A 24742-nucleotide genomic window follows, 5' to 3' on the forward strand; every position below is an offset into this window, starting at 1 on the left:
CGTTCAGCAGCTGGGCCGGGCGGTCAGCAGCTGGAGTGCGGGCGCAGCCACCGGCGCAGGGCGAGCCGTATCCGCCCGCGGGCCGGACGCCCGGCGACGACCGCGCTGAACCGGCGGTACTCGCGAAGCTCGCGCACCACCTGCCAGTCGTTCGCGCCGGGCGCGGGCACAGGGGGCTCGCCCAGGCGATGGGCGCGGTAGGTGTCGAGGAGGTACTGCTGGGTGATGCTCATGACGGATCGCCGCCTTCACGGGACGTCTCCGGAGGTCGGATGCTCCGGAGGTGGCACTGGGCTCCGCGGTTGCCCCGGTGATCCCAGGCTGCGCCGGGCCGGGCGCCGGCGTCGCGCCGATTGACGGGCGCCGTCAATCGGCGTCGGCGTTGTCAGTGGCGAGGTGCACCATGAGGTCATGAGCGTGCACATCGACATCGCGGGGCTGCGGCCGGAGAGGGTCGCCGTCGTCCCCTCACCCCTGGCCGAGCTCGGCATGGCGCTGCACGCGCTGTCCGAGCCGGGGCACCACCCCGGTCTGCAGGGCTGGGTGACGGGCGTGACGGCCGGCCTCGACCCGCACCTCGCCGACCGGATGTGCGAGGCCGACTTCCTGTGGCGGACGATCTTCTCGGACCTGTTCATGCCGTACGCGGGCATTCCCGGCGGCGCCCTCCCCGGGGCCACGCTCGCCGAGGAGCTGGACCTGCTGGACAAGCTGACGGACGAGCAGTTCGTGGACTCGGCGCTGGAGTTCAGCTGCGCGATGCCCTACGGCGTCGGGCCGAGCCCCCTCGTCGACGCCGAGCTCGGCAGGCGCGCCCTGGAGCTGGCCGCCGCGCGCGGACCGCAGCAGGAGCAGTTCAGCAAGCTGCTGCTGTCCGATCCGCCCAGGATCCGGGCCTGGCTGCGGCAGTTCCTGCAGGACTGCGACGAGGCGTTCTTCGGCCAGACCTGGTCCCGGCTGCGCCACCAGCTCACGGCGGACGCCCGCCACAAGACCGATCTGCTGCACCGCAAGGGCCTGGCCGAGGCGCTGACCGCCGTGTCCCCGGCCGTCGTGCTCGACGAGGCCGCCGGGGAGATCACGGTCGACAAGCTGACCGTGGGTCGTACGGCCGCGCGGGACGGCGCCCTCCTCCTGGTGCCGACGAGCCTCGGCTGGCCCCATCTGTCTGTGCTGTACCGCCCCGGCTGGCTGCCGGTGCTGCACTACCCGGTCGGCTCGCCCGAGCTCGCGGCCCCGCCCTCCGTCCAGCAGCTCGCCCTGCGCATGACCGCCCTGTCCCACCCGGTCAGGATGCGGATCTGCCGGTATGTGGCCCGCAGCGCCTACACCACCAGCGAGCTGGCGCAGGCGCTGGACATGACCGCCCCGGAGATATCCCGTCATCTCGGCGTGCTGAAGAAGGCGGATCTGATCACCACCCGCCGCCGCGGACGGTATGTGCAGCACCAGTTGGACATAGCCGTGGTGGCCCGCCTGGGCAGCGACTTCCTGGAGGGAATCCTGCGCTGAGCGCGGGCCCGGCCCGCCCGGCGGGCGCCGCCCCCGCTCAGTCGAACCGGATGTGCCGGATCCCCACCCGCGCCTGCCGCAGCCGGGTGCGCAGCGCGCCCTCGTTGTTCGGCCGCAGGGTCAGCCCCGCGAGCACGGCGATCCGGTCCGCGGTCTTCGGCACGGTCGAGTGGTCCGTCCACAGGTGTTCGGCGAACTCCGGCTCGCTCAGCCGGTCCAGACAGTGGTCGAGCTGCTGCACGGCCCAACTCTCCCTGCGCGGACCCGGGTTCTTGCCGGCGACGTACTGAAGGAGGTGCCCGAGGCCGCGCTCGCGCAGCCGCTCGAGGACGGTCTCGCGCTGGGCGAGCAGGGTGAAGTGGTGCACGTCGTGGCCGAGTTCGCGCAGCCGCCCCACGGTTTCGTCGAAGTAGCCGGAGTCCGTGACCGTCATGGGCACGATCACCACGCCCTCGTGCGTGGCCAGGGCGAGGTCCAGCACCTCGACGACGCCCTGCCGCCAGGACGCCAAGTCCTGGAAGTCCCCGCGCAGTTCGGGCGGAAGCATCCGCCGCAGACCAAATCCGGCGTGCTCGGGGTCGCAGACGACGCTGCCGGGCAGCCTCCGCTGGATCTCGTACGCGGTCTGTGTCTTACCGCCCCCGAAAGGGCCATTGATCCACAGGAGCATGCGCAGACCCTAGTGGCCGCCGGGGCGCGAGGGGCGCGGACCCGGGAGGTCGGCCGTGCACGTGGGTCAGGTGTGCCCGTGGGTCAGGTGCGGCCGTGGGTCAGGTGCGGCCGTGGTCAGCCGTGCCCGCCCGCGCGTACGAGTCCGGTCTCGTACGCCAGGACCACCACCTGCACGCGGTCGCGCAGCCCCAACTTGGTCAGGATGCGGCCGACATGGGTCTTCACCGTCGCCTCCGACAGCACCAGCCGGGCCGCGATCTCGCCGTTGGACAGGCCCTGCGCGACCAGGATCATGACCTCGCGCTCGCGGTCGGTGAGCCGCTCCAGCTCCTTGTGCCGGGGCTCCTTGGCGCCGCTCGGCAGCATCGGCGCGAACCGGTCGAGGAGCCGGCGCGTGGTCGAGGGCGCCACCACCGCGTCGCCGCTGTGCACGGCCCGGATGGCGGTCAGCAGCTCACCGGGCGGCACGTCCTTGAGCATGAAGCCGGAGGCGCCCGCCTTCAGCCCCGAGAAGGCGTACTCGTCGAGGTCGAAGGTGGTCAGGATCAGCACCTTCGGCGGCTCGGGCTGCGAGCAGATGCGGCGGGTGGTCTCCACGCCGTCGAGCTTCGGCATCCGGACGTCCATCAGCACGACGTCGACGGCCGTCGCACGCAGCACCTGCAGGGCCTCGACGCCGTCCCCCGCCTCCGCGACGACCTCCATGTCCGGCTGCGCGGCGAGCACCATCCGGAACCCGGTGCGCAGCAGCACCTGGTCGTCGACGAGCATCACGCGGATCGTCATCGGGCCTCTTCCGTTCTCGTCCGTCTGCGGCCGGTCTCCTCTGCGAGGGCGCTGCAGAGGGCCGTCAACAGGTGTCCACTGGGGCGTACGTACACGTCAATGTGCGGGTTTCAACGGCAGCAGCGCACTGATCCGGAATCCGCCGCCCGGGCGCGGGCCCGCATCGAGCGTGCCACCGACCATACCGACCCGTTCGCGCATGCCGATCAGGCCGTGGCCCTGGCCGTCGAAGCCGCCCTCCTCGTACAGCTCGTGCGGGGCGCCCTTGCCGTCGTCCTCGACCAGCAGGCCGAGCCCGTCGTCGAAGTAGACGAGCCGCACGCTGGCGCCCGCGTTGGGCCCGCCGTGCTTGCGCGTGTTGGTGAGCGCCTCCTGCACGATGCGGTACGCGGTGAGCTCGACGCCGCTGGGCAGCGGCCGCGGGGTGCCCTCGACCTTGAAGTCGACGGGCAGTCCGGAGGTGCGGCACTGCTCGATCAGCTCGTCTATCTGGCCGACGTCGGGCTGCGGGACGTATTCGCCGGCCTCCTTGTGTTCGCCGGTGCGCAGCACGCCGAGCAGGCGGCGCATCTCGGCGAGGGCCTGGCGGCCGGTGGAGGAGATGGTCTCCAGGGCCTTCTTCGCCTGGTCGGGCGCGGCGTCGAGGACGTAGGCGGCGCCGTCGGCCTGCACCACCATCACCGACACGTTGTGCGCGACGACGTCGTGCAGTTCACGCGCGATCCGGGCGCGCTCGGCGGCGACCGCGACCTTGGCCTGCGCCTCGCGCTCCTTCTCCAGGCGGGCGTTGCGCTCCTCCAGCTGCGCGAAGTAGGCGCGGCGGGTGCGGATGGAGTCGCCGAGCACCCAGGCGAGCGCGAACGGCACCGTCTGGAAGACGACCACCGCGATGTTGCCGAGCGCCCCGGAGTGCTCGTTCGGCCAGCGCAGCTGCGCGACCGGCGCCGCGCACAGACCCGCGGCCAGCGCCGTTCTGGAGGCCCAGCGGGCGCCCGTCGCGGCCACCGTGTAGACGATCACCAGCATCGCGAAGTCGGCGGCCGTGGTCTCCACGTCCAGCGCGACCTGGGCGACGCCGAGCCCGATCGCGAGCAGCAGCATCTTCTCCGGCATACGCCGGCGCAGCGCGATGACCAGGCACAGCAGGAGCACGATCGGAATGATCAGCGCCGGTGAGTCGGTGCCCCTGGCCTCCTGCCGGGCGACTTCGCCCACCACGGAGATCCCGAACAGGAAGACGGCCCAGAAGCTGTCGACCCCTGTCGGGTGCCTGCGGAGGAAGTCATAGAGGCGCTGCACGTAACCCAGCGTAGGGAAGCGTGATGCGTGCAGGGGTCAACCGGAGGGCCGATCCGGACCCACCGCGCGTACTCCCCAAGGTGGAGGCTCCCCTGTCCTGCACGCTTAGCCTTGGCCAGTGACGGAACAGACATCCGGCCGGTGGCAGGGCTGGCGGACGGCGGCCGGGGCGGCGCTGTACGGGCCCGGCGGCTTCTATCGCAGGCCCGAGGGACCGGCCGGGCACTTCCGTACGTCCGTGCATGCCTCGCCGCTCTTCGCCGAGGCCGTGGCACGGCTGCTGTGCCGCGTCGACCGGGCCCTGGACCGTCCCGAGTCGCTCGCCTTCGTCGACATGGCCGCGGGGCGGGGCGAGCTGGTCGGCGGCGTCCTCGCCGCACTGCCCGCCGACGTGCTCACCCGCACGCGCGCGTACGCCGTCGAGATCGCCGACCGCCCCGAGGGCCTGGACGGCCGGATCGAGTGGCTGGGCGAACCGCCGCGGGGCGTCACCGGGCTGCTGTTCGCCAACGAATGGCTGGACAACGTTCCGGTGGACGTCGCCGAGGTGGACCCCGCGGGGGTGGTGCGACGCGTGCTCGTACGGCAGGACGGGACCGAGCGGCTCGGGGAACCGGTCGGCGGTGCGGAGGCACGGTGGCTCGACCGGTGGTGGCCGCTGCCGCCCGAGGAGGGGCTGCGGGCCGAGATCGGGCTGCCCAGGGACGAGGCCTGGGCGGACGCCGTCGCCGCGCTCGACCGGGGGCTCGCGGTCGCCGTCGACTACGCGCACACCCTGGACGCCCGCCCCGCCTTCGGCACGCTCACCGGCTTCCGCGGGGGGCGCGAGACGCGGCCCGTGCCCGACGGGTCGTGCGACATCACGGCCCATGTCGCCCTGGACGCGTGCGCGGCGCACGCGACGGCGCACGCCCCATCGGGCGCCCGCCTGCTAAGACAGCGTGATGCGCTGCGCGCCCTGGGCCTCACCGGCGCACGCCCGGCGCTCGCGCTCGCCTCCACGCAGCCGGCCGCCTACGTACGCGCCCTCGCGACCGCCGGTGAGGCCGCCGAACTCACCGCCGAGGGCGGCCTGGGCGACTTCGGCTGGCTCCTGCAGAGGGTTGGAATTCCGGACGTACTCGCCGAGTGACCGCGGTGAGACCGCGGCCGCCCCTGGGGAGGCGCGTACCTGTCGATGCCCTACTTGTCGATGTCCCCGACCACGAAGAACATCGACCCCAGGATCGCCACCATGTCCGCGACCAGCGTCCCCGGCAGCAGCTCCACCAGCGCCTGGATGTTGTTGTACGAGGCCGAGCGCAGCTTCAGCCGGTACGGGGTCTTCTCGCCCTTGCTGACGAGGTAGTAGCCGTTGATGCCGAGCGGGTTCTCGGTCCAGGCGTAGGTGTGCCCCTCGGGCGCCTTCAGGACCTTGGGGAGCCGCTGGTTGATCGGGCCGGGCGGCAGCTCGGCGAGCCGGTCCAGGCACGCGTCGGCGAGGTCGAGGGCGACGTGCGTCTGCTCCAGCAGCACCTCGAAGCGGGCCAGGCAGTCGCCCTCCTGCCGGGTGACGACCCTCAGGGTGTCCTGCAGCTCGCCGTAGGCGAGATACGGCTCGTCACGGCGCAGGTCGAAGTCGACGCCCGAGCCGCGCGCGATCGGCCCGCTCACGCCGTACGCGTGCACGGCCTCCGGAGCGAGCGCGCCCACGCCCCGCGTGCGCCCGCGGAAGATCCCGTTGCCGAGCACCAGGTCGTCGAACCGGTCCATGCGCGAGCGCACCCCGGCGACGGCGGCACGCGCGCGTGAGGCCCATCCCGCCGGCAGGTCCTCCTTGAGGCCGCCGACGCGGTTGAACATGTAGTGCATACGGCCGCCGGAGACCTCCTCCATGACGTTCTGGAGGACCTCGCGCTCGGTGAACGCGTAGAAGACCGGCGTGATGCCACCGAGTTCCAGCGGGTACGAGCCGAGGAACATCAGGTGGTTGAGCACCCGGTTGAGCTCCGCGAGCAGGGTGCGTGTCCACACCGCGCGCGTGGGGACCTCCATGCCGAGCATGCGCTCCACGGCGAGGACCACACCGAGCTCGTTCGAGAAGGCCGACAGCCAGTCGTGGCGGTTGGCGAGCATGATGATCTGGCGGTAGTCGCGCGCCTCGAAGAGCTTCTCGGCGCCGCGGTGCATGTACCCGATCACCGGCTCGGCGTGCTCGATGCGCTCGCCGTCCAGAACCAGGCGCAGCCGCAGCACGCCGTGCGTGGACGGGTGCTGCGGTCCGATGTTGAGCACCATGTCGGTGCTCTCCGCGGCGCCGCCGATGCCGACCATGGTCTCCGTCGTAGGAGTCATGAACACAGTCTCTCCTACGTACGCTGGCCGTATGGAGACGGGGAGCCCGCTGAACACGGGAACGACGGGGGACGAGGCGACCGAGCCCACATGGACCGGTCTGCCTCCCGGGCTGTTGCGGATGCGCCGGCTGCTGCTGGTGGTGTGGCTGGGGCTGCTGGCCCTTGCCGTGGGCCTGCTGCTCGGGCTGCTCTGCGGGCCCGGCTGGGCCGCCTTCGCGCTGCTGCCGCTGGCGCTGCTGGCGTGGGGCTGGGTGTTGCTCGGCCGCAACTGGCGGTCGTGGCGCTACGCCGAGCGGGCCGACGACCTGCTGATCAGCCGGGGTGTCCTGTGGCGCGAGGAGACCGTGGTGCCGTACGGCCGGATGCAGCTGGTCGAGGTGACCTCCGGGCCCGTCGAGCGGCACTTCGGGCTGGCCAGCGTGCAGCTGCACACGGCCGCCGCCGCGACCGACGCGACCATCCCCGGCCTCGACCCGGCCGAGGCGGAACGGCTGCGCGACCGGCTCACCGAACTCGGCGAGGCCCGATCGGCGGGCCTGTGACGGCGCCGGGCGTCGAGGACGCCGTACGCGAGAAGGAGCCCGTGACCGAGCGGCGGCTGCACCCCGTGACCCCGCTGAGGCGGGCGTGGGCGCCGGTGGCCGTCGTCATCGGGTGGGCCCTGCACGACCCCGACCAGGCGCAGCGCCAGCTGACGCGGCTGACCACCACGACCCTGCTGATCGCGCTCGCCGTGCTCGTCCCGGTCGCCGCGCTGTACGGCTTCATGACCTGGTGGTTCACGCACTTCGCGGTGACGGAGTCCGAACTGCGCATCCGTACCGGCCTGTTGTTCCGGCGCACCGCGCACATCCGGCTGGAGCGCATCCAGGCGATCGACGTCACCCAGCCGCTCCTCGCGCGCGTGGCGGGCGTCGCCAAGCTCAAACTCGACGTCATAGGGACCGACAAGAAGGACGAGCTCGCCTTCCTCGGGGAGCGCGAGGCGCGTGCGCTGCGCGCGGAACTGTTGGCGCGCGCCGCCGGGTTCGCGCCCGAGACGGCGCACGAGGTCGGTGAGGCGCCGGTGCGCGAACTGATGCGCACGCCCCCGCGCGACCTCGCGATCTCCGTCGTGCTGACGGGGTCCACCTGGGGCTCCCTGGCCGCCGCGCTGGTCGTCCCGCCGCTGCTGTGGCTGGCCACCCACAGCGTGTGGACGGTCCTGGCGACCGGGCTGCCGCTGCTGGGCGCCGCGGGCGCGAGCAGTGTGGGGCGGTTCGTCGCCGAGTACGACTGGAAGGTCGGCGAGTCGCCGGACGGGCTGCGCATCGACCACGGGCTGCTCGACCGTACGCACGAGACGGTGCCGCCCGGGCGGGTGCAGACGGTGCGGATCGTGGAGCCGCTGCTGTGGCGGCGGCGCGGCTGGGTGCGCGTGGAGCTGGACGTGGCCGGATCGTCCAACTCGGTGCTGGTACCGGTCGCTCCGCGCGCGGTCGCCGAGGCGGTCGTCGCGCGCGTGCTGCCCGGGGTGGCGGTCCCCGCACGGGAGTCCCTGTCACGGCCGCCGCGACGCGCCGGCCGGTGCGTACCCCTGTGGTGGCGCGCCTACGGCCTCGCCGTGACCGACACGGTCTTCGCCACCCGCCACGGCCTGCTCCGCCGCAGCCTCGCCCTCGTCCCCCACGCGAAGGTGCAGAGCGTACGCCTCGCCCAGGGCCCCTGGCAGCGCCTGTGGCGCCTCGCCGACGTACACGTGGACACGGGCGCCAACAAAACCGTGACAGCCCGCCTACGCGACGCCCAGGAGGCAACGGAACTACTACGAGCCCAGGCCGAACGCTCCCGAACGGGACGCCGAGACGCCGCACCCGACCGCTGGATGACCCTGCGGGGCAATTCCGTACGGTCACGGGGAGGCGGGGGGTCTTAGGGGCGGGGGAGGTTTGAGGAGAGGGCAGGGCGGCGCGGGGTTGGGCGGCGGCTTGAGGAGCGGCCTTGAGCGGAGTCGGCCTGCGGCACCGCCGAACGGCGGGTCCCGGCGTCACCGTTCACTGAGGCAGAGAAGTACCGGAAAGGCGAAGGGCCCCAGGACCGGTCGGCGGGTTGTGGGCCCGTCTGTGGTTCTGGGGCCCCTCGTGTGCCCGAGTTGGTGGGTCAGGAGACTGCGCTGCGCAGGCCCTGTACGTCGATCTGTTCGGTTTCGTCGTGTGCGGTCAGGTCGATCACCTGGCCGACGCCGCGCGCCTGTTCGTCGGCCGGCTTGAACTCCGCCTCGGACTCGGCCTTGTGGACGGCGAGCGCCTCCTCGCCGACCACGTCGGCAAGGTCCTGGTTCTGCACGTCCTCGATGGCGTCGCTGGAGGGCTCCGTCTTCGTACCGAAGAAGTCGAACCCGCCCTCGACCGCCGGACGCGCGGGTGTGGGAGGCACGACGGCGACCGCGGTCGGTGCGACGAAGTGCCCGGCGGGCTGCTGCGCGGAGGGGGCGTACTTCCCCGAAGTGGTGGCGGCCGCGCGCTCGTGCCCGTCGGCCGCCACGGGCTTCCCCCGTGCCTCGTCCTCCTGCGCCGCGGCCTCGGAGCCTCCGTCGACGGCGGCCTCGGTCGCCATGGGGGTCGTCCCGGCCCTGGTGGCGGCCTCCCTCGCCGCGGAGGCAGCGCTCGCCTTCACCTGCCGGCGCTTCGCGGACCTGTCGCCCCTGGTGGGACCGTCGCCCTTGGGCGAACCGTCGTCGTCGGGCGAGGTGCCGTCCTGCTCGCCCTCCTCACCCTCACTCTCGCCCTTCACGGAAGCGTCGTCCGGAGAGTCGCCGTCCCGTGAGTCGCCAACTCGTGAACCGTTGTCCCGAGAGTCGTCGTCCCCCGGAGCGTCCTCTGCCGTCGCACCCTCCAGAACGACCTCTTCCGGATCGGCATCCGGATCGGCATCCGCGTCCGCCGAGGCGTCCTCGGAAGCCGCGTCCACAGAGGCACCCTCCTCCGAGGAACCGTCCTCGTCGAACCGCTTGAGCGCCGCGTTCGCCCGCAGGAACAGCCGGGACCCCTCCGGGGAGAAGACCGCCGCGGCCTCCTCCGCCTCGTCCTCGTCGATGTCCGTCGCCTCGGCCGCGCCCGCCACGTCCTCCGGGCCCACCGCGTCCGCCGTACCCTCCGGACTCACCGCGTCCGCCACACCCTCCGCATCCACCGAGGCAGCCACAGCCCCGGTCTCCACGTCCTCGGTGGCCTCGACGGCCTCGGTGGCCTCAACATCCCCCACCGGCACCGGAACCGGCGGCAGCGCGCGCGTCGGCGTCCCCGCCTCTATCTCCAGCAGACGGCGACCCTCCAGGGCGCTCGCCCGCTCGGTCTCCGCGGTGGCGTACCGCCGTAGCAGAGCCGCGTGTTCGTTGCGCAGCCCCGCCAGCTCGGCGCGCTTGGCCCGCAGCCGCTGCTCCAGTTTGGTGCGCAGCTCGCGGGACTCCTCGAGGTCGGTCTCCAGCTCCGCGACCCGCTCCTCGTGCCGCCACTCGTCGCTCGCACGCGCGCGCGTGAGGTCGGCGACCTGTTTGCCGGCCTGGGCGTCCCAGCGGCGCATGACGGCCGCACCGACGACGGCGGTCGCCGCGGCGATCGCCGCGATGACGCGAAGTGCGGCCTGCTGTGAGAACACCCAGGGGCCGAAGGCGCAGACAAAGGAGACGCCTGCGATCGCCGACGGGGGCAGCAGCCTGTGCAGGGGCGGGGAATGGCGGTGACGTCCACGTGGCATGGCCAGAAACTTACCGCGCGTAGGCGACCCTTGGTGCCCCGCCCCGTAAAAACACAGCCATACCGAAACGTTCACACGGCATCAGGAATTGACCTTTGCCCAATTCAACAAGATCAACGCCGCCCGAATCACCGGTCACCTCTTGCTCAGGCGGCCGCTCATCCACTGCAGCGTCGCCGGAATCTCCCGCCTCCAGGTGTTGAAGTTGTGACCGCCGCTTTCGAGGATGATCGACGAGATCCGCGTGAGCTTCGTGGCCCGCACACGCTCTATGAACTTCAGCGTCGCCTTGTAGTTGGATTCTCCGATCCTGCTGCTGGTGACGAGCAGTGAAGTGTCGGGCGCCGGCAGGTGCTTGAGGCACCACCACAGGTCGGCCCGGTCGCGCAGCGACCTGTCGCCCCGGAAGAGATCGCCGGTGGTGGGGTCGATCGGCGCCGTGTAGTACGGCGACAGTCCCGCCCCGGCCGCATACGCCCCCGGATGGTGCATCGCGATCTTCAGGGCGCAGTAACCGCCCGTGGAGTCACCGATGATCCCCCAGCTGCGGGGTTTTTGGCCCACCCTGTAGTGCGCGGCCACGGCGTCCGGCAGGTCCTTGGCGAAGAACGTCTCCGTCTGCGGACCGCCGGGGACGTCCACGCACTCCGTGTCCCTCGGCGGCGCCACCGTAGGACGCAGCATCACCAGGATCATCGGCTGCATACGGCCGTTCTTGGCGAGTTCCCGGGCGGTGCGCGGATAGTGCAGTTTGTTCACCAGCGCCTGGGCGGTACCCGGATATCCCGTCAGCACGACTGCGGCCGGAAAGGTACGCGCGCGGTAGCGGGCCTGGAAGTACTCCGGCGGCAAATACACATAGGCGGGTGTGGCGATGTGTGTCGTACGGCCGACGATGTCGACCTTCTGGATCTGACCGGCCGCCTCCGGCCGGGAACCCCCGGCCCCGGCCATCCGTCCCGTGTCGAGCACTGCGAGCGGACCGCCCGCGCCGCGTAGCGCCGTGTGGTCCACGACGACGCCCTGGGCCTTCTCCCGTCCGAACAGGTCCGCCCAGCTCGCGTAGAACCCGAAGGCCTGGTTGGCGGCGAGGCCCACCGACGCGAACAGGGCCAGCTGGGTGCCGAACAGCAGGGCGACGCGCCCGCTGACGGCCCGCCAGTTCCGGCGCGCCAGACGCGGCCACAGCCACACCGTGCCGGTGAACAGCAGCACGGCGAACGCGGCCGTCAGCCACAGCACTTTGTTGCTCGTAAGACCCATGAACTGCTTTCCTGCCTGCGGTTTCACCCGTCTCCCCCACACCTTCGCGGGGGCTTGTCCGGGACTTTCCTCGGCCTTTGAAACGGCTTTGAGGAGCGGAGTGAACCTCTCCTCGCACGACACCGTCCTAGAGGGCGCAATGTCGCCGGATGCCCGAATCGGCACCGGATCCAAGGTCTCTCGCAGAACTACGGGATGCGATGTCTGTCAGGACAGATGAGGAAATGTCGGGCGAGGTTCCCACCCGATCACGCAGCGCGCGGCGTGTGTTCCACGGTCCGCGCCCCGAGGCCGTTCCGGTCCTGGTCGCCAGAGCGTGCGCCCTCGTCGGCCTGCTGGACGTCGCCGCGGGTGTCTTCCCGCGCTTCCGTCACAGCCGTATGCACACCCTCGCCGAGGTGCTGCCCGGCTCGTTCGGGCCCTTCGCGGCGGCGCTCTCGCTGAGCGCGGGCCTCCTTCTGCTGCTGCTCGCACACGGCCTCAAGCGCGGCAAGCGCCGGGCGTGGCGGGCGGCGGTGGCGCTGCTGCCGGCGGGTGCCGTGGCGCAGTTCACATACCGCCACTCCGTCGTCGGAGTGATCATCTCGCTCGCGCTCCTTGCGCCCCTGCTGCGCCACCGCGACCAGTTCAGGGCACTGCCCGACCCGCGCAGCCGGTGGCGTGCGCTCGCCAACTTCGTCCTCATGGGCGCCGGTTCCCTCGTGCTCGGACTGATCATCGTCAGCGTCCACCCGAACCGCATGGTTGGCGACCCGAGCCTGGCCGATCGCATCACACACGTGCTCTACGGCCTGTTCGGCGTCGAGGGCCCGGTGGACTACCAGGGCAACACCTCCTGGACGGTGGCGTTCTCGCTGGGCGCCCTCGGGCTGATCACCGCGGTGACGACCATTTACCTCGCCTTCCGGCCCGAACACCCGGCGGCGCGCCTGACGGAGGAGGACGAGACACGCCTGCGGGCGCTTCTGGACAAGCACGGCAGGCGCGACTCGCTCGGCCACTTCGCGCTGCGCCGCGACAAGGCCGTGGTCTTCTCGCCGAGCGGCAAGGCGGCGGTGACGTACCGCGTCGTGTCCGGTGTGATGCTCGCCAGCGGCGACCCCATCGGCGACGTCGAGGCCTGGCCGGGCGCCATCGAGCGCTTCATGGACGAGGCCAAGGCGCACTCCTGGACCCCCGCCGTCATGGGCTGCTCGGAGACGGGCGGCGAGGTGTGGACCCGGGAGACCGGCCTCGACGCCCTCGAACTGGGCGACGAGGCGGTGGTGGACGTCGCGGATTTCTCGCTCACCGGCCGCGCGATGCGCAATGTGCGCCAGATGGTCAAGCGCATCGAGCGAGCCGGTTACGAAACTCGGGTACGACGTGTCCGTGACCTCGGCGAGGCCGAGCTTGAGCGGATCCGCAGGGCCGCCGAGGACTGGCGTGGCACCGACACCGAGCGCGGCTTCTCCATGGCGCTGGGCCGCGTCGGCGACCCCGCCGACGGCGACTGCCTGATCGCCACCGCGCACAAGGCCGACCCCGAGCCGGGCGAGTACGGCGACCTCAAGGCGATCCTGCACTTCGTTCCCTGGGGACCGGACGGGGCCTCGCTGGACCTGATGCGTCGCGACCGCTCGGCCGACCCCGGCATGAACGAGCTCCTCATCGTCGCGGCACTCAACGCGGCGCCGAAGTTCGGCATCACGCGCGTGTCGCTCAACTTCGCGATGTTCCGCTCGGCGCTCGCACGCGGCGAGAAGATCGGCGCGGGCCCGGTGCTGCGCGCCTGGCGCGGCCTGCTGGTGTTCCTCTCCCGCTGGTTCCAGATCGAGTCCCTGTACAAGTTCAACGCCAAGTTCCGGCCGCGCTGGGAGCCGCGCTTCGTCGTCTACCGCGCCTCCGCCGACCTGCCGCGGATCGGTTTCGCCGCCATGCAGGCGGAGGGCTTCGTCACCCTCGCCCTCCCGCTGCCGCGCTTCCTGCGCCGCCGCACGAGCACCCCGCGCGCGTGCACGCACTCCCTCGCGGAGCACGACGTACGCGCGGCATGAGCACGGCGGGCGAGGCGTGAGCATCACCGACGAGGCATGAGCGTCGCCGGCAAGGTATGAGTACCGTCGCCGACCCGACGCCGGCACCTGCCATCCGCACCCACGGCATACGCTGAACGCATGAGCAAGCAGAGCGGACGCGGACGCGTCGCGGGCCTTCCGGAATGGGACCGCTGCGCGGTCATGGGGGTCGTGAACGTCACGCCCGATTCCTTCTCCGACGGCGGCCGCTTCTTCGACACCACGGCCGCCGTCAAGCACGGCCTGGACCTGGTCGCCGAGGGCGCGGACCTGGTCGACGTCGGCGGCGAGTCCACCCGGCCCGGCGCCACGCGCGTGGACGAGGCCGAGGAGCTCAGGCGGGTCATCCCCGTGGTGCGCGGACTCGCCTCCGAGGGCGTCACCGTCTCCGTCGACACCATGCGCGCCTCGGTCGCCGAGCGCTCCCTCGCGGCCGGCGCCGCCCTCGTCAACGACGTCAGCGGCGGCATGGCCGACCCCGCGATGATCCCGGTCGTCGCCGAGGCGGGCGCCCCCTTCGTCGTGATGCACTGGCGCGGCTTCCTGGAGGGCGGCAACGTCAAGGGCGTCTACGAGGACGTCGTCACCGAGGTCGTCGACGAACTGCACGCGCGCGTGGAGGCCGTTCTGGCCGGCGGCATCGCCCCCGACCGGATCGTGGTCGACCCGGGTCTCGGCTTCTCCAAGGACGCCGAGCACGACCTCGTCCTGCTCGCCCACCTCGACCGTCTGCTGGGCCTCGGCCGCCCGCTGCTCGTCGCCGCCTCCCGCAAGCGGTTCCTCGGGCGCGTGCTCGCCGGTCCCGAGGGCGCGCCGCCGCCCGCGCGCGAGCGCGACGCCGCCACGGCCGCGGTCTCCGCGCTCGCGGCACAGGCGGGAGCATGGGCGGTACGCGTGCACGAGGTGCGTGCGACGGCGGACGCCGTACGGGTCGCACGCGCCGTGGAAGGGGCGCGCACCGCCGTGGACGCGCCGGGCGACGAGACCACGAGCGGGGCCCGGTGAGCGCCGCCCACACCGACGTCGAGCAGGTGGAGGCCGCCAACACCGCCTTCTACGAGGCCATGGAGCGCGGCGACTTCGAGGCGCTCTCCGCGCTCTGGCTCGACCCGTCCGACCTGGGCGTCGACGAGGAGTACCACGACCCCGCCGACACCGGGGTGATCTCGTGCGTGCACCCCGGCTGGCCCGTGCTGACCGGCCGCGGCGAGGTGCTGCGATCGTACGCACTGATCATGGCGAACACCGACTACATCCAGTTCTTCCTCACCGACGTGCATGTCTCCGTGACCCGCGACACCGCCCTGGTGACCTGCACCGAGAACATCCTCAGCGGCGGACCCGCGCCCGAGGGGGACGACGAGCTCGGCCCGCTGGTGGGCCAGCTGGTGGTCGCCACGAACGCCTTCTGCCGTACCCCCGACGGCTGGAAGCTCTGGTCCCACCACGCCTCCCCGGTGATGGCCGAAACCGACGAGTCCGAGGACGACGCATCACCCTCCTGAGTGGGTAGGCGCCCGGTGGGACCGAGAAGTGGCCCGGTGGGACCAGGAAGTGGCCCGGTGGGACCAAGAAGTGGTTGGAATCACGGGCCCGTGGGTAGGGGCGGCTACCAACCCGTGAGCCGCCGGATTCCCCAGGGGAAACACGCGATGAACCCTCTGGCTCCGGCGCAGGCCCACACCCCCGTGGCCCTGTCCTGTCAGTGCCCGCAGGTAGATTCGTTCGAGGCCGGTGTGCCGCCCGCACACGGCACGGACCGGCCGTGACCGACGATTGCAGGAGTGATTCGCGTGGATCGTGTCGCGTTGCGCGGCCTGAAGGCCCGCGGGCACCACGGTGTGTTCCCCAAGGAGCGCGAGGAGGGCCAGACCTTCATCGTGGACCTCGTCCTCGGCCTGGACACCCGCGCGGCCGCCGCCGACGACGACCTGGCGAAGACCGTGCACTACGGCATCGTGGCGGAGGAGGTCGTGGCCGTCGTCAAGGGCGAGCCCGTCAACCTCGTCGAGACCCTCGCCGAGCGCATCGCCCAGGTCTGTCTGAAGCACGACGGGGTCCAGGAGGTCGAGGTCTGCGTCCACAAGCCGGACGCACCGATCACGGTCCCCTTCGACGACGTGACCGTCACCATCATCCGGAGCCGAGCATGACCGCGTCCTTCACCGAGGATCACAGCGACCCGACCGTACAGCCGGTACCCGCCTCCGTCGTGGCCCAGGTGGACGCCGCCGACACGACCCTCCACAACCCGAGACGGGCCGTGCTCTCCCTCGGCGCCAACCTCGGCAACCGCCTGGAGACCCTCCAGGGCGCCATCGACGCCCTGGAGGACACCCCCGGCCTGCGCATCAAGGCCGTCTCGCCGGTCTACGAGACGGAGCCCTGGGGCGTCGAGCCCGGCAGCCAGCCGTCGTACTTCAACGCGGTCGTCGTGCTCAAGACCACCCTCCCGCCGTCCTCGCTCCTGGAGCGGGCCCACGCGGTCGAGGAGGCCTTCCACCGGGTGCGGGACGAGCGCTGGGGCGCGCGCACCCTCGACGTCGACATCGTCTCGTACGCCGACGTCGTGGACGACGACCCGCACCTCACGCTCCCCCACCCGCGGGCCCATGAGCGCGCCTTCGTCCTCGCCCCCTGGTACGACGTCGACCCCGACGCCCTGCTGCCCGGCCGCGGCGCGGTCGCCGATCTCCTGGACGCCGTCACGCGCGCGGGCGTGACACCCCGCAAGGACCTGGAACTCCACTTGCCCGAGTAGTCGTTAAGGTCGAGACGACCACTGTCTGCGGGACGGTCCGCCAGGACCCGGGGGAGTTGAAGGGACACCGTGAGAGAGCTGCGCATCAGGGTGCTGGTCGGCGTGTTCATCGTGGCCGGGGTCCTGTCCTGGGCGGGCGCCCGCCTGTGGAACGCGATCGGGACCCTGCCCAGCGTCCCCCTGGCCGCCCCCATCGTGCTCGCCCTGATCGCGGTGGTCCTGCTGGCCACGGCGTTCTCCCTGCGCGCCCGCTTCAAGGCCCAGCGCGAGCGGCGCCCGGAGGCCAAGGGCGTCGACCCGCTGATGGCGGCCCGTGCGGTCGTCTTCGGCCAGGCCAGCGCCCTGGTGGCGGCGCTCGTCGCCGGGATGTACGGCGGCACGGGCGCCTTCCTGCTGGAGCTCCTCGACATCCCCGCCCGCCGCGACCAGGCCATCTACGCCGGCTTCTCGGTCGTGGCGGGCATCGCGGTCATAGTGGCCGCCATCTTCCTGGAGCGCGTGTGCCGGCTCCCGGAGGACGACGAGCACAACAACGGCGCGGCGTCGCCCGCCTGACGGCGGTTCGCGCGACGCGTCGTCAGCGCGCCATGATCAGGCTCATCGCCTCGTTGCGGGTGGCCGGATCCCGCAGCTGACCGCGCACCGCCGACGTTATGGTCTTGGCCCCGGGCTTGCGGACACCGCGCATCGACATGCACATGTGCTCGCACTCCACGACGACGATCACGCCGCGCGGTTCCAGGATCTCCATCAGCGAATCGGCGATCTGCGTGGTGAGACGTTCCTGCACCTGGGGCCGCCGGGCGTAGACGTCCACGAGCCGGGCCAGCTTCGACAGCCCCGTGATCTTGCCGTCGGTGGACGGGATGTACCCGACGTGGGCCACCCCCACGAACGGCACCAGGTGATGCTCGCAGGAGCTCAGCACCTCGATGTCCTTCACCAGCACCATCTCGTCGTGGCCCAGGTCGAACGTCGTCGTCAGCACGTCCTCGGGCTTCTGCCACAGCCCCGCGAAGATCTCCTTGTACGCCCGCGCGACCCGGGCCGGCGTCTCCCGCAGCCCCTCGCGCTCGGGGTCCTCACCGACCGCGATCAGCAGCTCCCGTACGGCGTTCTCGGCGCGCTTCTCGTCGAACTCGCCGATCGAACCCTCGCCGTCCAGCGTCACGGGGTCGGTCATGTGGTGCCTCGTTCCTGTGCGGGTTCTCGCGTGTGGGCCACGCGCCTCGACTTGCGGACATGGCTGAATGCCGCACCCCCCAGGCTAGAACCTGGGGGGTGCGGCATTCATTCCGGGCCTGTCGAGGCCTACGTGGAGATCAGTTCTCCGGGCGCTCCTCCGGGGCCGGCTCCGTCACCGGGGCGGACTCCGACGCGGTGGCCTTGGCGGTGGTGATCGCCGGGGTCGCGCCGTTGGCGCCGTTCGTCAGTGCGAGCTCCTTGGGGGAGAGCACCGGCGGGCGGGTCGACGGCGTGCGGCGGGAGGAACCGGTCCAGGCGGGCCGCGGCGGACGCTTGACGATGGGGGCGAAGATCTCGGCGATCTCCTCCTTGCCCAGCGTCTCCTTCTCCAGCAGCTGAAGCACCAGGTTGTCGAGGACGTCGCGGTTCTCGACCAGGATCTCCCAGGCCTCGTTGTGCGCGTTCTCGATGAGCTTCTTGACCTCTTCGTCCACCAGCGCGGCGACCTCTTCCGAGTAGTCGCGCTGGTGAGCCATCTCACGTCCGAGGAAGGGCTCGGTGTTGTCGCCGCCGAACTTGATGGCGCCCAGCCGCTCGGTCATGCCGTACTGCGTGACCATCGCGCGGGCCGTGGTGGTGGCCTTCTCGATGTCGTTCGCAGCGCCCGTGGTCGGGTCGTGGAAGACGAGCTCCTCGGCCGCACGGCCGCCCAGCATGTAGGCCAGCTGGTCCAGCATCTCGTTGCGGGTCGTGGAGTACTTGTCCTCGTCCGGCAGGACCATCGTGTAGCCGAGGGCGCGGCCTCTCGACAGGATCGTGATCTTGTGGACCGGGTCGGAGTTGGGAGACGCCGCGGCGACCAGGGCGTGACCGCCCTCGTGGTACGCGGTGATCTTCTTCTCCTTGTCCGACATGATCCGGGTCCGCTTCTGCGGGCCCGCGACCACACGGTCGATCGCCTCGTCCAGCATGGAGTTGTCGATCAGCTTCTTGTCGCTGCGGGCCGTCAGGAGCGCCGCCTCGTTCAGCACGTTCGACAGGTCCGCGCCGGTGAAGCCCGGCGTACGGCGGGCGACGGCCGACAGGTCGACGTCCGGCGCGACCGGCTTGCCCTTCTGGTGGACCTTGAGGATCTCCAGGCGGCCCTGCAGGTCCGGCGGGTCGACCGCGATCTGCCGGTCGAAGCGGCCGGGGCGCAGCAGCGCCGGGTCGAGGATGTCGGGCCGGTTCGTCGCGGCGATGAGGATCACGCCGCCCTTGACGTCGAAGCCGTCCATCTCGACGAGCAGCTGGTTCAGCGTCTGCTCGCGCTCGTCGTGACCGCCGCCGAGGCCGGCGCCGCGATGGCGGCCGACCGCGTCGATCTCGTCGACGAAGACGATCGCCGGGGCGTTCGCCTTGGCCTGCTCGAACAGGTCACGGACTCGCGAGGCACCGACACCGACGAACATCTCGACGAAGTCGGAACCGGAGATCGAGTAGAAGGGGACCCCCGCCTCGCCGGCGACGGCACGCGCGAGCAGCGTCTTGCCGGTACCGGGACGGCCGTAGAGCAGCACGCCCTTGGGGATCTTGGCGCCGACGGCCTGGAACTTGGCCGGCTCCTGCAGGAACTCCTTGATCTCGTGGAGCTCCTCGACCGCCTCGTCACAGCCCGCGACGTCGGAGAACGTCGTCTTGGGGGTGTCCTTGGTGATGAGCTTGGCCTTGGACTTCCCGAAGTTCATGACCCGGGAGCCGCCGCCCTGCATCTGGTTCATCAGGAACAGGAAGACCACGACGATCAGGACGAAGGGCAGCAGGGAGAGCAGGATGCCCAGGAAGGGGTTCTGCTTGGACGGCGAGACGGTGTAGCCGTCGGGGATCTGCTTGTCCTGGTACTTGGTCTGCAGCGTGTTGGCGATGGTCACGCCCTGGTCGCCGATGTAGCTCGCCTGGATCTTCGAGCTGCCCTCGACCTTTTCACCGTCCTTGAGCTGGACCTTGATGGTCTGCTCGTCGCCGGTGGTCAGCTTGGCCTGTTCGACCTTGTTGTCATTGATCGCCGCCACGACCTGGCCGGTGTCCACCGTCTTGTAGCCGCCGGACGAGCCGACGACCTGCATCAACACGACCACGGCAAGGACGGCCAGCACGATCCACATGACCGGCCCACGGAAGTATCGCTTCACGTCCATCCATACGGAGCGGTGTCGCCCCGTCCCTCCTGCCATAGTGAGTTTGATAAGACAGTTCTTCTGACGGTACCCCAGCTTTGTCGCGCGAAGCCGCACGGGAGGGCTGGCAAGCCCGTCTGCATGCTCCAACGGCGCGAAACCCGCTGGGGTTCCCGATCGTCCTACTAAGACGGCCTCGCTGGCTCAGCCGCCGTAGACGTGAGGCGCGAGCGTACCCACGAACGGGAGATTGCGGTACTTCTCGGCGTAGTCGAGGCCGTATCCCACGACGAACTCGTTCGGGATGTCGAAGCCGACCCACTCCACGTCGATGGCGACCTTGGCGGCGTCCGGCTTGCGCAGCAGGGTGCACACCTTGAGGGTCTCGGGCTCGCGCGAGCCGAGGTTGGACAGCAGCCACGACAGGGTCAGGCCGGAGTCGATGATGTCCTCGACGATCAGGACGTGCCGGCCCTTGATGTCGGTGTCGAGGTCCTTGAGGATCCGCACCACACCGGAGGACTGGGTGCCCGCGCCGTACGACGACACGGCCATCCAGTCCATGGTGACGGGGGTGGACAGCGCCCGGGCGAGGTCGGCCATGACCATCACCGCGCCCTTGAGGACACCGACGATGAGCAGGTCCTTGCCCGCGTACTCAGCGTCGATCTTCGCGGCCAGGTCGACCAGCTTCGCGTCGATCTCTTCCTTGGTGATGAGCACCTCTTTGAGGTCGGTGCCCATGTCTTTCGCGTCCACCCGCATCACTTTCGGTCGTCCCACCGGCCGCCCATCACCCCCCAAAGGGGGGCAAGGTTTCAGCCTTGCCGAATCACCAGTCTGCCACCCTGGCGCTGGGCGACGACTTTGCCCGGGAGATTGATGACTCCCTGGCCGCGCCAGCCGGTGATCAGCCGGTCGACTTCCTCGATGTGCCGGGCGAACAGCGAACCGGCGGGCGCCCCGGCCTCGATGGCGGCCCTGCGCAGGATGCGGCGGCGCACGGCGGGCGGCAGGGCGTAGAGCTTGGCGCACTCCAGGCGGCCCGCCGCATCGCGTACGGAGGTCTCGGCCTGGCGGGCCCAGGAGTCGAGGGCGTCGGCGTCGTCGCGGGAGAGCTGCGCGGTGCGGGCCAGGGCCTCGACGACGCCCTTGCCGAGCGCCTTCTCCAGGGCGGGCAGGCCCTCGTGGCGCAGCCGGGAGCGGGTGTAGGCCGGGTCGGCGTTGTGCGGGTCGTCCCAGACGGGGAGCGACTGGACCATGCAGGCCTTGCGGGCGGTCTGGCGGTCGACCTTGAGGAACGGGCGGCGGTAGCGGCCGTCGGCCCCCGAGACCGCGGCCATTCCGGACAGGGAGCGGATGCCCGAGCCGCGGGCGAGGCCGAGCAGCACTGTCTCGGCCTGATCGTCGCGGGTGTGGCCCAGCAGGATCGCGGTGGCGCCGTGGCGGACGGCCGCGGCGTCCAGGGCGGCGTAGCGCGCGTCGCGGGCGGCGGCTTCGGGCCCGCCCTCGCGGCCGACGGTCACGGCCACGGAGTCGACGGGGTCGAGGCCCAGTTCGCGCAGGCGCAGGGCGACTTCCTCGGCGCGCAGGTCGGAACCCTGCTGGAGGCCGTGGTCGACGGTGATGCCGCCGGCCCGGATGCCGAGTTTGGGGGCCTCGAAGGCGAGGGCGGAGGCAAGGGCCATGGAGTCGGCGCCGCCGGAGCATGCCACGAGCACGAGCGGCGACGACCGGCGCTCGTGCGAGACCTGCTCGAAGAGCCCGTAGGCCTGGGAGGTGGTCCGGTGCTCGTTGAGGATGTCGTGAAGGACGTGGCGGACCGCCAGGCGTATCGCCGCGACCGCTGGATGGGGACCCATGTCCGGTTCCCTTCATGAAGTTTTCGGGGGGTGAGCCCGGGTCGGTCACTCAGAGTGTGTAGATGGTGACAGAACCGGGCCGTTCCCCGAGCATCGCACGCCTACCCATGGCTCACGGTCCCTCGGACGGGTGATTGGAGGGGCGTTCGCCTGCCGTCGGCCGGATTCGTTTCACGACCCTGCGCGGGGTTCACGACTCGTTCTTGCGGTGCACCCGCGCGACCCAGTCCGCCGGTTTGGCGATCTCCGCCTTGGTCGGGAGGGTGTTGGGGGAGGTCCACACGCGGTTGAAGCCGTCCATGCCGACCTCCTCGACGACGGCCCTCACGAACCGCTCGCCGTCGCGGTACTGCCTCAGCTTGGCGTCCAGGCCCAGCAGTTTGCGCAGGGCCATGTCCAGCCGGGAGGCGCCCTTCGCCCGGCGCTGCTGGAACTTCTCGCGGATCTCGGCGACGCTCGGCACGACCTGCGGGCCCACGCCGTCCATCACGAAGTCGGCGTGGCCCTCCAGGAGGGACATCACGGCGGTCAGGCGGCCGAGGATCTCCCGCTGCGCCGGGGTCTGCACGATCTCCACGAAGGACCGTCCGCCGTCGTCCTCCTCGCCCTCGGGGCGCCCGCCCGCGAGGGACTGGGCGGCCTCGCGCATGCGCTCCAGGACCGTCATGGGGTCGACGTCGGTCTCCCCCAGGAAAGACTGGATTTCGCCCTCGAGGTGGTCGCGCAGCCAGGGCACCGCGCTGAACTGCGTGCGGTGCGTCTCCTCGTGCAGGCACACCCACAGGCGGAAGTCGTGGGGCTGGACGTCGAGTTCGCGCTCCACGTGCACGATGTTGGGGGCGACGAGGAGCAGCCTGCCGCCGCCGTTCTCCCCCGCGGGAAGGTCACGGGTGGCCGGGGCGAAGGTCTCGTACTGGCCGAGGACGCGGGAGGCCAGGAACGACAGCAGCATGCCCAGTTCGACACCGGTGACCTTGCCGCCGACGGCGCCGAGGACCGCGCCGCCGGGTGCACTGCCGCGCCGCTCCTGCATCTTGTCCAGCAGCGGCTTGAGGATCTCCCGGAAGCCCGCGACGTTCGCCCGCACCCAGCCGGGGCGGTCGACGACGAGGACCGGGGTGTCGTGGATCTCCTCCGTGCCCATACGGGTGAAGCCCCGGACGTGTTCCTCCGAGGCCTTGGCATGCCGGCGCAGCTCCGCGACGACGGTCCTCGCCTCGTCGCGGCTCACGTCGGGACCCGGCCGCACGAGGCGGGTCGCGGTCGCCACCGCGAGATTCCAGTCGACCATCTCGGCACCACCGATGCTCGTCATGCGTCAACGGTACGTGAGCGGTCCCGCTTGGGGCAGGCCGCGAGCGCGGGCGGCGGTCGCGGTGGCCGGGTGGGGCGTCAGCGGCAGCCGCACGCCGCGAGGGCCGTGGCGGTCCTGTCCAGGGCGGACTGGGCCGCCTGGGGATCGGTCGTGTCCGACGCGAGGAACGCGAAGGCCAGCAGGCGGCCGTCCTGGTCGACCACCGTGCCCGCCAGGGTGTTCACGCCCGTCAGGGTGCCCGTCTTCGCACGTACGACTCCGGCCGCCCCGTCGGCGTAGCGGGTGGTCAGGGTGCCGGTGAAGCCGGCCACCGGAAGGCCCGTGAGGACCGGGCGCAGTTCGGGTCGCGCGGGGTCACCGGCCTTCGCCAGCAGGGCCGTCAGCAGGCCGGCCGTGAGCCGGTCGTCCCGGTCGAGTCCGCTGCCGTCGTGGAACTGTGCGCCCTTGAGCGGCAGTTGCAGCTTCTTCAGCTGGGCGGCGATCGCGGCCGCGCCGCCGTCGAAGCTCGCGCTCCGCTGCGTCGCGACGGCCGTCTGCCGGGCCAGGGCCTCGGCGATGTCGTTGTCGCTGTTGGTCAGCATGCGCTCGACCAGGGCCGAGAGCGGGGGCGAGGAGACGGCAGCGAGGGCGTCGGCGCGGCCCGTCGCCTTGGACGGGCCCGGGGCGGTGGTCCGGATGCCGTGCCGGGCGAGATACGTCCGGAACTGGCGGGCCGCGTCCGCCGCCGGGTCCGTCACCCGCCTGACCGGCCCGCTCGTCGAGTCGTTCGTACGGCCCTCGTCGGCCATCAGGGGGCTCACGGGGGCGAGGTTGCCGTTGACGCCGATGGGGTGCAGCAGGGGGCCGGTGTACAGGGTGGTGTCGTAGGAGAGCGTCACCTCGTGGAGGCCGCGCTTCTTCAGCGCCTTGGCCGTCCGGTCCGCCAGGTCCTCGAGGCTGGCCCAGCCTCCGGCGCTCTTGCGCGACGTCAGGGTCGGGTCGCCGCCGCCGACCAGGACGACTTCCTCGGTGCCGGGCTCCAGCGCCGTGCGGGTGGTCAGCCGGTGGTCGGCGCCCATCGCCGACAGGGCGGCCACCGCGGTGGCGATCTTCGTGGTGGAGGCGGGGGTGAGCGGTACGCCGGTGCCGGTGCCGTAGAGGCGCTTGCCGGTGGCGATGTCGACGACCGCGCCGGTGTGCCGGGCGCCCAGCGCCGGGTCCTTCAGCAGCGGTCCCAGCACGTCGGCCAGGGCCGGGCCGGCCGGCGCCGACTTCACGGTGCTGCCGCTGCGGCCGAGGCCCACCAGGACGGAGGCGGCGCTGGGGGCGGGCCGGGGCGCGCCCGCCGCCGCGTCGGACGAACCGGACGTACCGGAATTACGACCGTGATCTGCGCCACCCGTTCGTTCCAGGGCGACTGCGCGGTCCGCCTCGGCCGTACGCTGACCGGTGGAGTCCCAGGGGCCGGCTGCGGTCGCCACGGCGACGGCCAGCGCCAGACCGGCGGTGGCGGCGCCCGCGGTGTACTGCCAGGTCCCGACCGGCTTCGGCCGCGTGAGCCGGACGGACCGCACACGCGCGAGCTGCGGTTTCGTGGCGTCCGCGGCGCGTTCCAGCCCCGGTCGCACGGCGTTCGCGGCCCGTTCGAGATGCGGGCGTACGGTCCCGGCGGCCCGTGCCAGACGCGGTCGAACGGCGTTCGCGGCCCGCGCCACATGCGGTTTCGCGGCCCGCCAAGGCCTCAGCTCGGGCACGACCACCAGCCCCTTTCGCGATCACACACCTGCGTGAGGGACACTTAACCACCAGAACTATGTGTTGATC

Annotated in this window: 23 protein-coding genes; 10 read left to right on the forward strand and 13 right to left on the reverse strand. The window is 71.5% G+C overall.

The features are described from left to right. Positions 1-23: 23 nt before the first annotated feature. The gene (locus MQN93_RS11665) at positions 24-233 is read right to left on the reverse strand and encodes a hypothetical protein (RefSeq protein WP_016437439.1); all 210 of its coding nucleotides are present in this window, start codon (positions 231-233) and stop codon (positions 24-26) included. Between the two features lie 178 nt (positions 234-411). On the opposite strand from MQN93_RS11665, the gene MQN93_RS11670 reads away from it, so the two are divergent. After that, complete coding sequence (locus MQN93_RS11670; RefSeq protein WP_242709426.1) at positions 412-1512, forward strand: DUF5937 family protein; 1101 nt, start codon at positions 412-414, stop codon at positions 1510-1512. 37 nt (positions 1513-1549) lie between these two features. Here MQN93_RS11670 and MQN93_RS11675 read toward each other — a convergent pair whose 3' ends face one another. The 3 genes from MQN93_RS11675 to MQN93_RS11685 form a co-directional block, all read right to left on the reverse strand. Further along, positions 1550-2182: an AAA family ATPase gene (locus tag MQN93_RS11675; RefSeq protein ID WP_242709427.1), complete on the reverse strand. Its 633-nt coding sequence runs from the start codon at positions 2180-2182 to the stop codon at positions 1550-1552. Positions 2183-2298: 116 nt separating this feature from the next. Then, a complete protein-coding gene (locus MQN93_RS11680; RefSeq protein WP_016437436.1) occupies positions 2299-2970 on the reverse strand; it encodes a response regulator transcription factor in 672 nt (223 codons plus the stop codon). Between the two features lie 96 nt (positions 2971-3066). After that, positions 3067-4269 carry a sensor histidine kinase gene (locus tag MQN93_RS11685; RefSeq protein ID WP_016437435.1) on the reverse strand — a complete coding sequence of 401 codons (1203 nt, stop codon included), beginning with the start codon at positions 4267-4269 and terminating at the stop codon, positions 3067-3069. Between the two features lie 118 nt (positions 4270-4387). On the opposite strand from MQN93_RS11685, the gene MQN93_RS11690 reads away from it, so the two are divergent. Then, the gene (locus MQN93_RS11690) at positions 4388-5401 is read left to right on the forward strand and encodes an SAM-dependent methyltransferase (RefSeq protein WP_242709428.1); all 1014 of its coding nucleotides are present in this window, start codon (positions 4388-4390) and stop codon (positions 5399-5401) included. Positions 5402-5451: 50 nt separating this feature from the next. Here the strand turns inward: MQN93_RS11690 and MQN93_RS11695 are convergent, their stop codons facing one another. Further along, a complete protein-coding gene (locus MQN93_RS11695; protein ID WP_242709429.1) occupies positions 5452-6603 on the reverse strand; it encodes an NADH-quinone oxidoreductase subunit D in 1152 nt (383 codons plus the stop codon). Here MQN93_RS11695 and MQN93_RS11700 point away from each other — a divergent pair. After that, positions 6602-7147 (forward strand): PH domain-containing protein, encoded by a 546-nt coding sequence (locus MQN93_RS11700; RefSeq protein ID WP_505016688.1) that lies wholly within the window; start codon positions 6602-6604, stop codon positions 7145-7147. The genes MQN93_RS11695 and MQN93_RS11700 overlap by 2 nt on opposite strands. Next, positions 7132-8520 carry a PH domain-containing protein gene (locus MQN93_RS11705; RefSeq protein WP_505016689.1) on the forward strand — a complete coding sequence of 463 codons (1389 nt, stop codon included), beginning with the start codon at positions 7132-7134 and terminating at the stop codon, positions 8518-8520. The genes MQN93_RS11700 and MQN93_RS11705 overlap by 16 nt, the downstream gene beginning before the upstream one ends. Positions 8521-8744: 224 nt before the next feature. On the opposite strand, the gene MQN93_RS11710 is transcribed toward MQN93_RS11705, so the two are convergent. Both MQN93_RS11710 and MQN93_RS11715 read right to left on the reverse strand, forming a co-directional pair. Then, positions 8745-10340 carry a coiled-coil domain-containing protein gene (locus MQN93_RS11710; RefSeq protein ID WP_242709431.1) on the reverse strand — a complete coding sequence of 532 codons (1596 nt, stop codon included), beginning with the start codon at positions 10338-10340 and terminating at the stop codon, positions 8745-8747. Between the two features lie 135 nt (positions 10341-10475). Continuing rightward, positions 10476-11603: an alpha/beta hydrolase gene (locus MQN93_RS11715; RefSeq protein WP_242709432.1), complete on the reverse strand. Its 1128-nt coding sequence runs from the start codon at positions 11601-11603 to the stop codon at positions 10476-10478. 224 nt (positions 11604-11827) lie between these two features. Here MQN93_RS11715 and MQN93_RS11720 point away from each other — a divergent pair, with 224 nt between their 5' ends. The 6 genes from MQN93_RS11720 (at position 11828) to MQN93_RS11745 (ending at position 16976) form a co-directional block, all read left to right on the forward strand. Beyond that, the gene (locus MQN93_RS11720) at positions 11828-13639 is read left to right on the forward strand and encodes a phosphatidylglycerol lysyltransferase domain-containing protein (RefSeq protein ID WP_242709433.1); all 1812 of its coding nucleotides are present in this window, start codon (positions 11828-11830) and stop codon (positions 13637-13639) included. Positions 13640-13759: 120 nt separating this feature from the next. After that, positions 13760-14665, forward strand: coding sequence for a dihydropteroate synthase (folP, locus tag MQN93_RS11725; protein WP_242709434.1), 906 nt, complete (start codon positions 13760-13762; stop codon positions 14663-14665). After that, positions 14662-15165, forward strand: coding sequence for a nuclear transport factor 2 family protein (locus MQN93_RS11730; RefSeq protein WP_016437426.1), 504 nt, complete (start codon positions 14662-14664; stop codon positions 15163-15165). Before folP ends, MQN93_RS11730 begins: the two co-directional genes overlap by 4 nt. Positions 15166-15453: 288 nt before the next feature. Next, a complete protein-coding gene (folB, locus tag MQN93_RS11735; protein WP_016437425.1) occupies positions 15454-15813 on the forward strand; it encodes a dihydroneopterin aldolase in 360 nt (119 codons plus the stop codon). Further along, entirely contained in the window at positions 15810-16421 is a 612-nt protein-coding gene (gene folK, locus MQN93_RS11740) for a 2-amino-4-hydroxy-6-hydroxymethyldihydropteridine diphosphokinase (protein WP_242709435.1), read from the forward strand. The genes folB and folK overlap by 4 nt, the downstream gene beginning before the upstream one ends. A gap of 69 nt (positions 16422-16490) precedes the next feature. Next, the gene (locus MQN93_RS11745; protein WP_016437423.1) at positions 16491-16976 is read left to right on the forward strand and encodes a DUF3180 domain-containing protein; all 486 of its coding nucleotides are present in this window, start codon (positions 16491-16493) and stop codon (positions 16974-16976) included. A 22-nt stretch (positions 16977-16998) separates the two neighbouring features. On the opposite strand, the gene folE is transcribed toward MQN93_RS11745, so the two are convergent. The 6 genes from folE to dacB form a co-directional block, all read right to left on the reverse strand. Then, the gene (gene folE / locus MQN93_RS11750; protein WP_016437422.1) at positions 16999-17604 is read right to left on the reverse strand and encodes a GTP cyclohydrolase I FolE; all 606 of its coding nucleotides are present in this window, start codon (positions 17602-17604) and stop codon (positions 16999-17001) included. Between the two features lie 139 nt (positions 17605-17743). After that, entirely contained in the window at positions 17744-19783 is a 2040-nt protein-coding gene (ftsH, locus tag MQN93_RS11755; protein WP_016437421.1) for an ATP-dependent zinc metalloprotease FtsH, read from the reverse strand. Positions 19784-19966: 183 nt separating this feature from the next. After that, on the reverse strand, positions 19967-20527 hold the full coding sequence (gene hpt / locus MQN93_RS11760) for a hypoxanthine phosphoribosyltransferase (protein WP_016437420.1): 561 nt from the start codon (positions 20525-20527) through the stop codon (positions 19967-19969). A 53-nt stretch (positions 20528-20580) separates the two neighbouring features. Beyond that, positions 20581-21624 carry a tRNA lysidine(34) synthetase TilS gene (gene tilS, locus MQN93_RS11765; RefSeq protein ID WP_016437419.1) on the reverse strand — a complete coding sequence of 348 codons (1044 nt, stop codon included), beginning with the start codon at positions 21622-21624 and terminating at the stop codon, positions 20581-20583. 190 nt (positions 21625-21814) lie between these two features. Next, positions 21815-22939: an Rv3626c family coenzyme F420 biosynthesis-associated protein gene (locus MQN93_RS11770; RefSeq protein ID WP_242709436.1), complete on the reverse strand. Its 1125-nt coding sequence runs from the start codon at positions 22937-22939 to the stop codon at positions 21815-21817. Positions 22940-23016: 77 nt separating this feature from the next. Beyond that, on the reverse strand, positions 23017-24678 hold the full coding sequence (gene dacB / locus MQN93_RS11775; RefSeq protein WP_242709437.1) for a D-alanyl-D-alanine carboxypeptidase/D-alanyl-D-alanine endopeptidase: 1662 nt from the start codon (positions 24676-24678) through the stop codon (positions 23017-23019). Between the last annotated feature and the right edge of the window lie 64 nt (positions 24679-24742).

Source organism: Streptomyces spinosisporus, assembly GCF_022698145.1.
Classification (GTDB): Bacteria; Actinomycetota; Actinomycetes; order Streptomycetales; family Streptomycetaceae; genus Streptomyces; species Streptomyces spinosisporus.

Coding starts and splice junctions, on each gene's coding strand:
- MQN93_RS11700 (WP_505016688.1), top strand. CDS start 6,602: ATGAACACAGTCTCTCCTACGTACGCTGGCCGTATGGAGACGGGGAGC.
- hpt (WP_016437420.1), bottom strand. CDS start 20,527: ATGCGGGTGGACGCGAAAGACATGGGCACCGACCTCAAAGAGGTGCTC.
- MQN93_RS11670 (WP_242709426.1), top strand. CDS start 412: ATGAGCGTGCACATCGACATCGCGGGGCTGCGGCCGGAGAGGGTCGCC.
- tilS (WP_016437419.1), bottom strand. CDS start 21,624: ATGGGTCCCCATCCAGCGGTCGCGGCGATACGCCTGGCGGTCCGCCAC.
- folE (WP_016437422.1), bottom strand. CDS start 17,604: ATGACCGACCCCGTGACGCTGGACGGCGAGGGTTCGATCGGCGAGTTC.
- MQN93_RS11710 (WP_242709431.1), bottom strand. CDS start 10,340: ATGCCACGTGGACGTCACCGCCATTCCCCGCCCCTGCACAGGCTGCTG.
- MQN93_RS11715 (WP_242709432.1), bottom strand. CDS start 11,603: ATGGGTCTTACGAGCAACAAAGTGCTGTGGCTGACGGCCGCGTTCGCC.
- MQN93_RS11770 (WP_242709436.1), bottom strand. CDS start 22,939: ATGACGAGCATCGGTGGTGCCGAGATGGTCGACTGGAATCTCGCGGTG.
- ftsH (WP_016437421.1), bottom strand. CDS start 19,783: ATGGACGTGAAGCGATACTTCCGTGGGCCGGTCATGTGGATCGTGCTG.
- folP (WP_242709434.1), top strand. CDS start 13,760: ATGAGCAAGCAGAGCGGACGCGGACGCGTCGCGGGCCTTCCGGAATGG.
- folK (WP_242709435.1), top strand. CDS start 15,810: ATGACCGCGTCCTTCACCGAGGATCACAGCGACCCGACCGTACAGCCG.
- MQN93_RS11665 (WP_016437439.1), bottom strand. CDS start 233: ATGAGCATCACCCAGCAGTACCTCCTCGACACCTACCGCGCCCATCGC.
- MQN93_RS11720 (WP_242709433.1), top strand. CDS start 11,828: ATGTCGGGCGAGGTTCCCACCCGATCACGCAGCGCGCGGCGTGTGTTC.
- MQN93_RS11680 (WP_016437436.1), bottom strand. CDS start 2,970: ATGACGATCCGCGTGATGCTCGTCGACGACCAGGTGCTGCTGCGCACC.
- MQN93_RS11675 (WP_242709427.1), bottom strand. CDS start 2,182: ATGCTCCTGTGGATCAATGGCCCTTTCGGGGGCGGTAAGACACAGACC.
- MQN93_RS11695 (WP_242709429.1), bottom strand. CDS start 6,603: ATGACTCCTACGACGGAGACCATGGTCGGCATCGGCGGCGCCGCGGAG.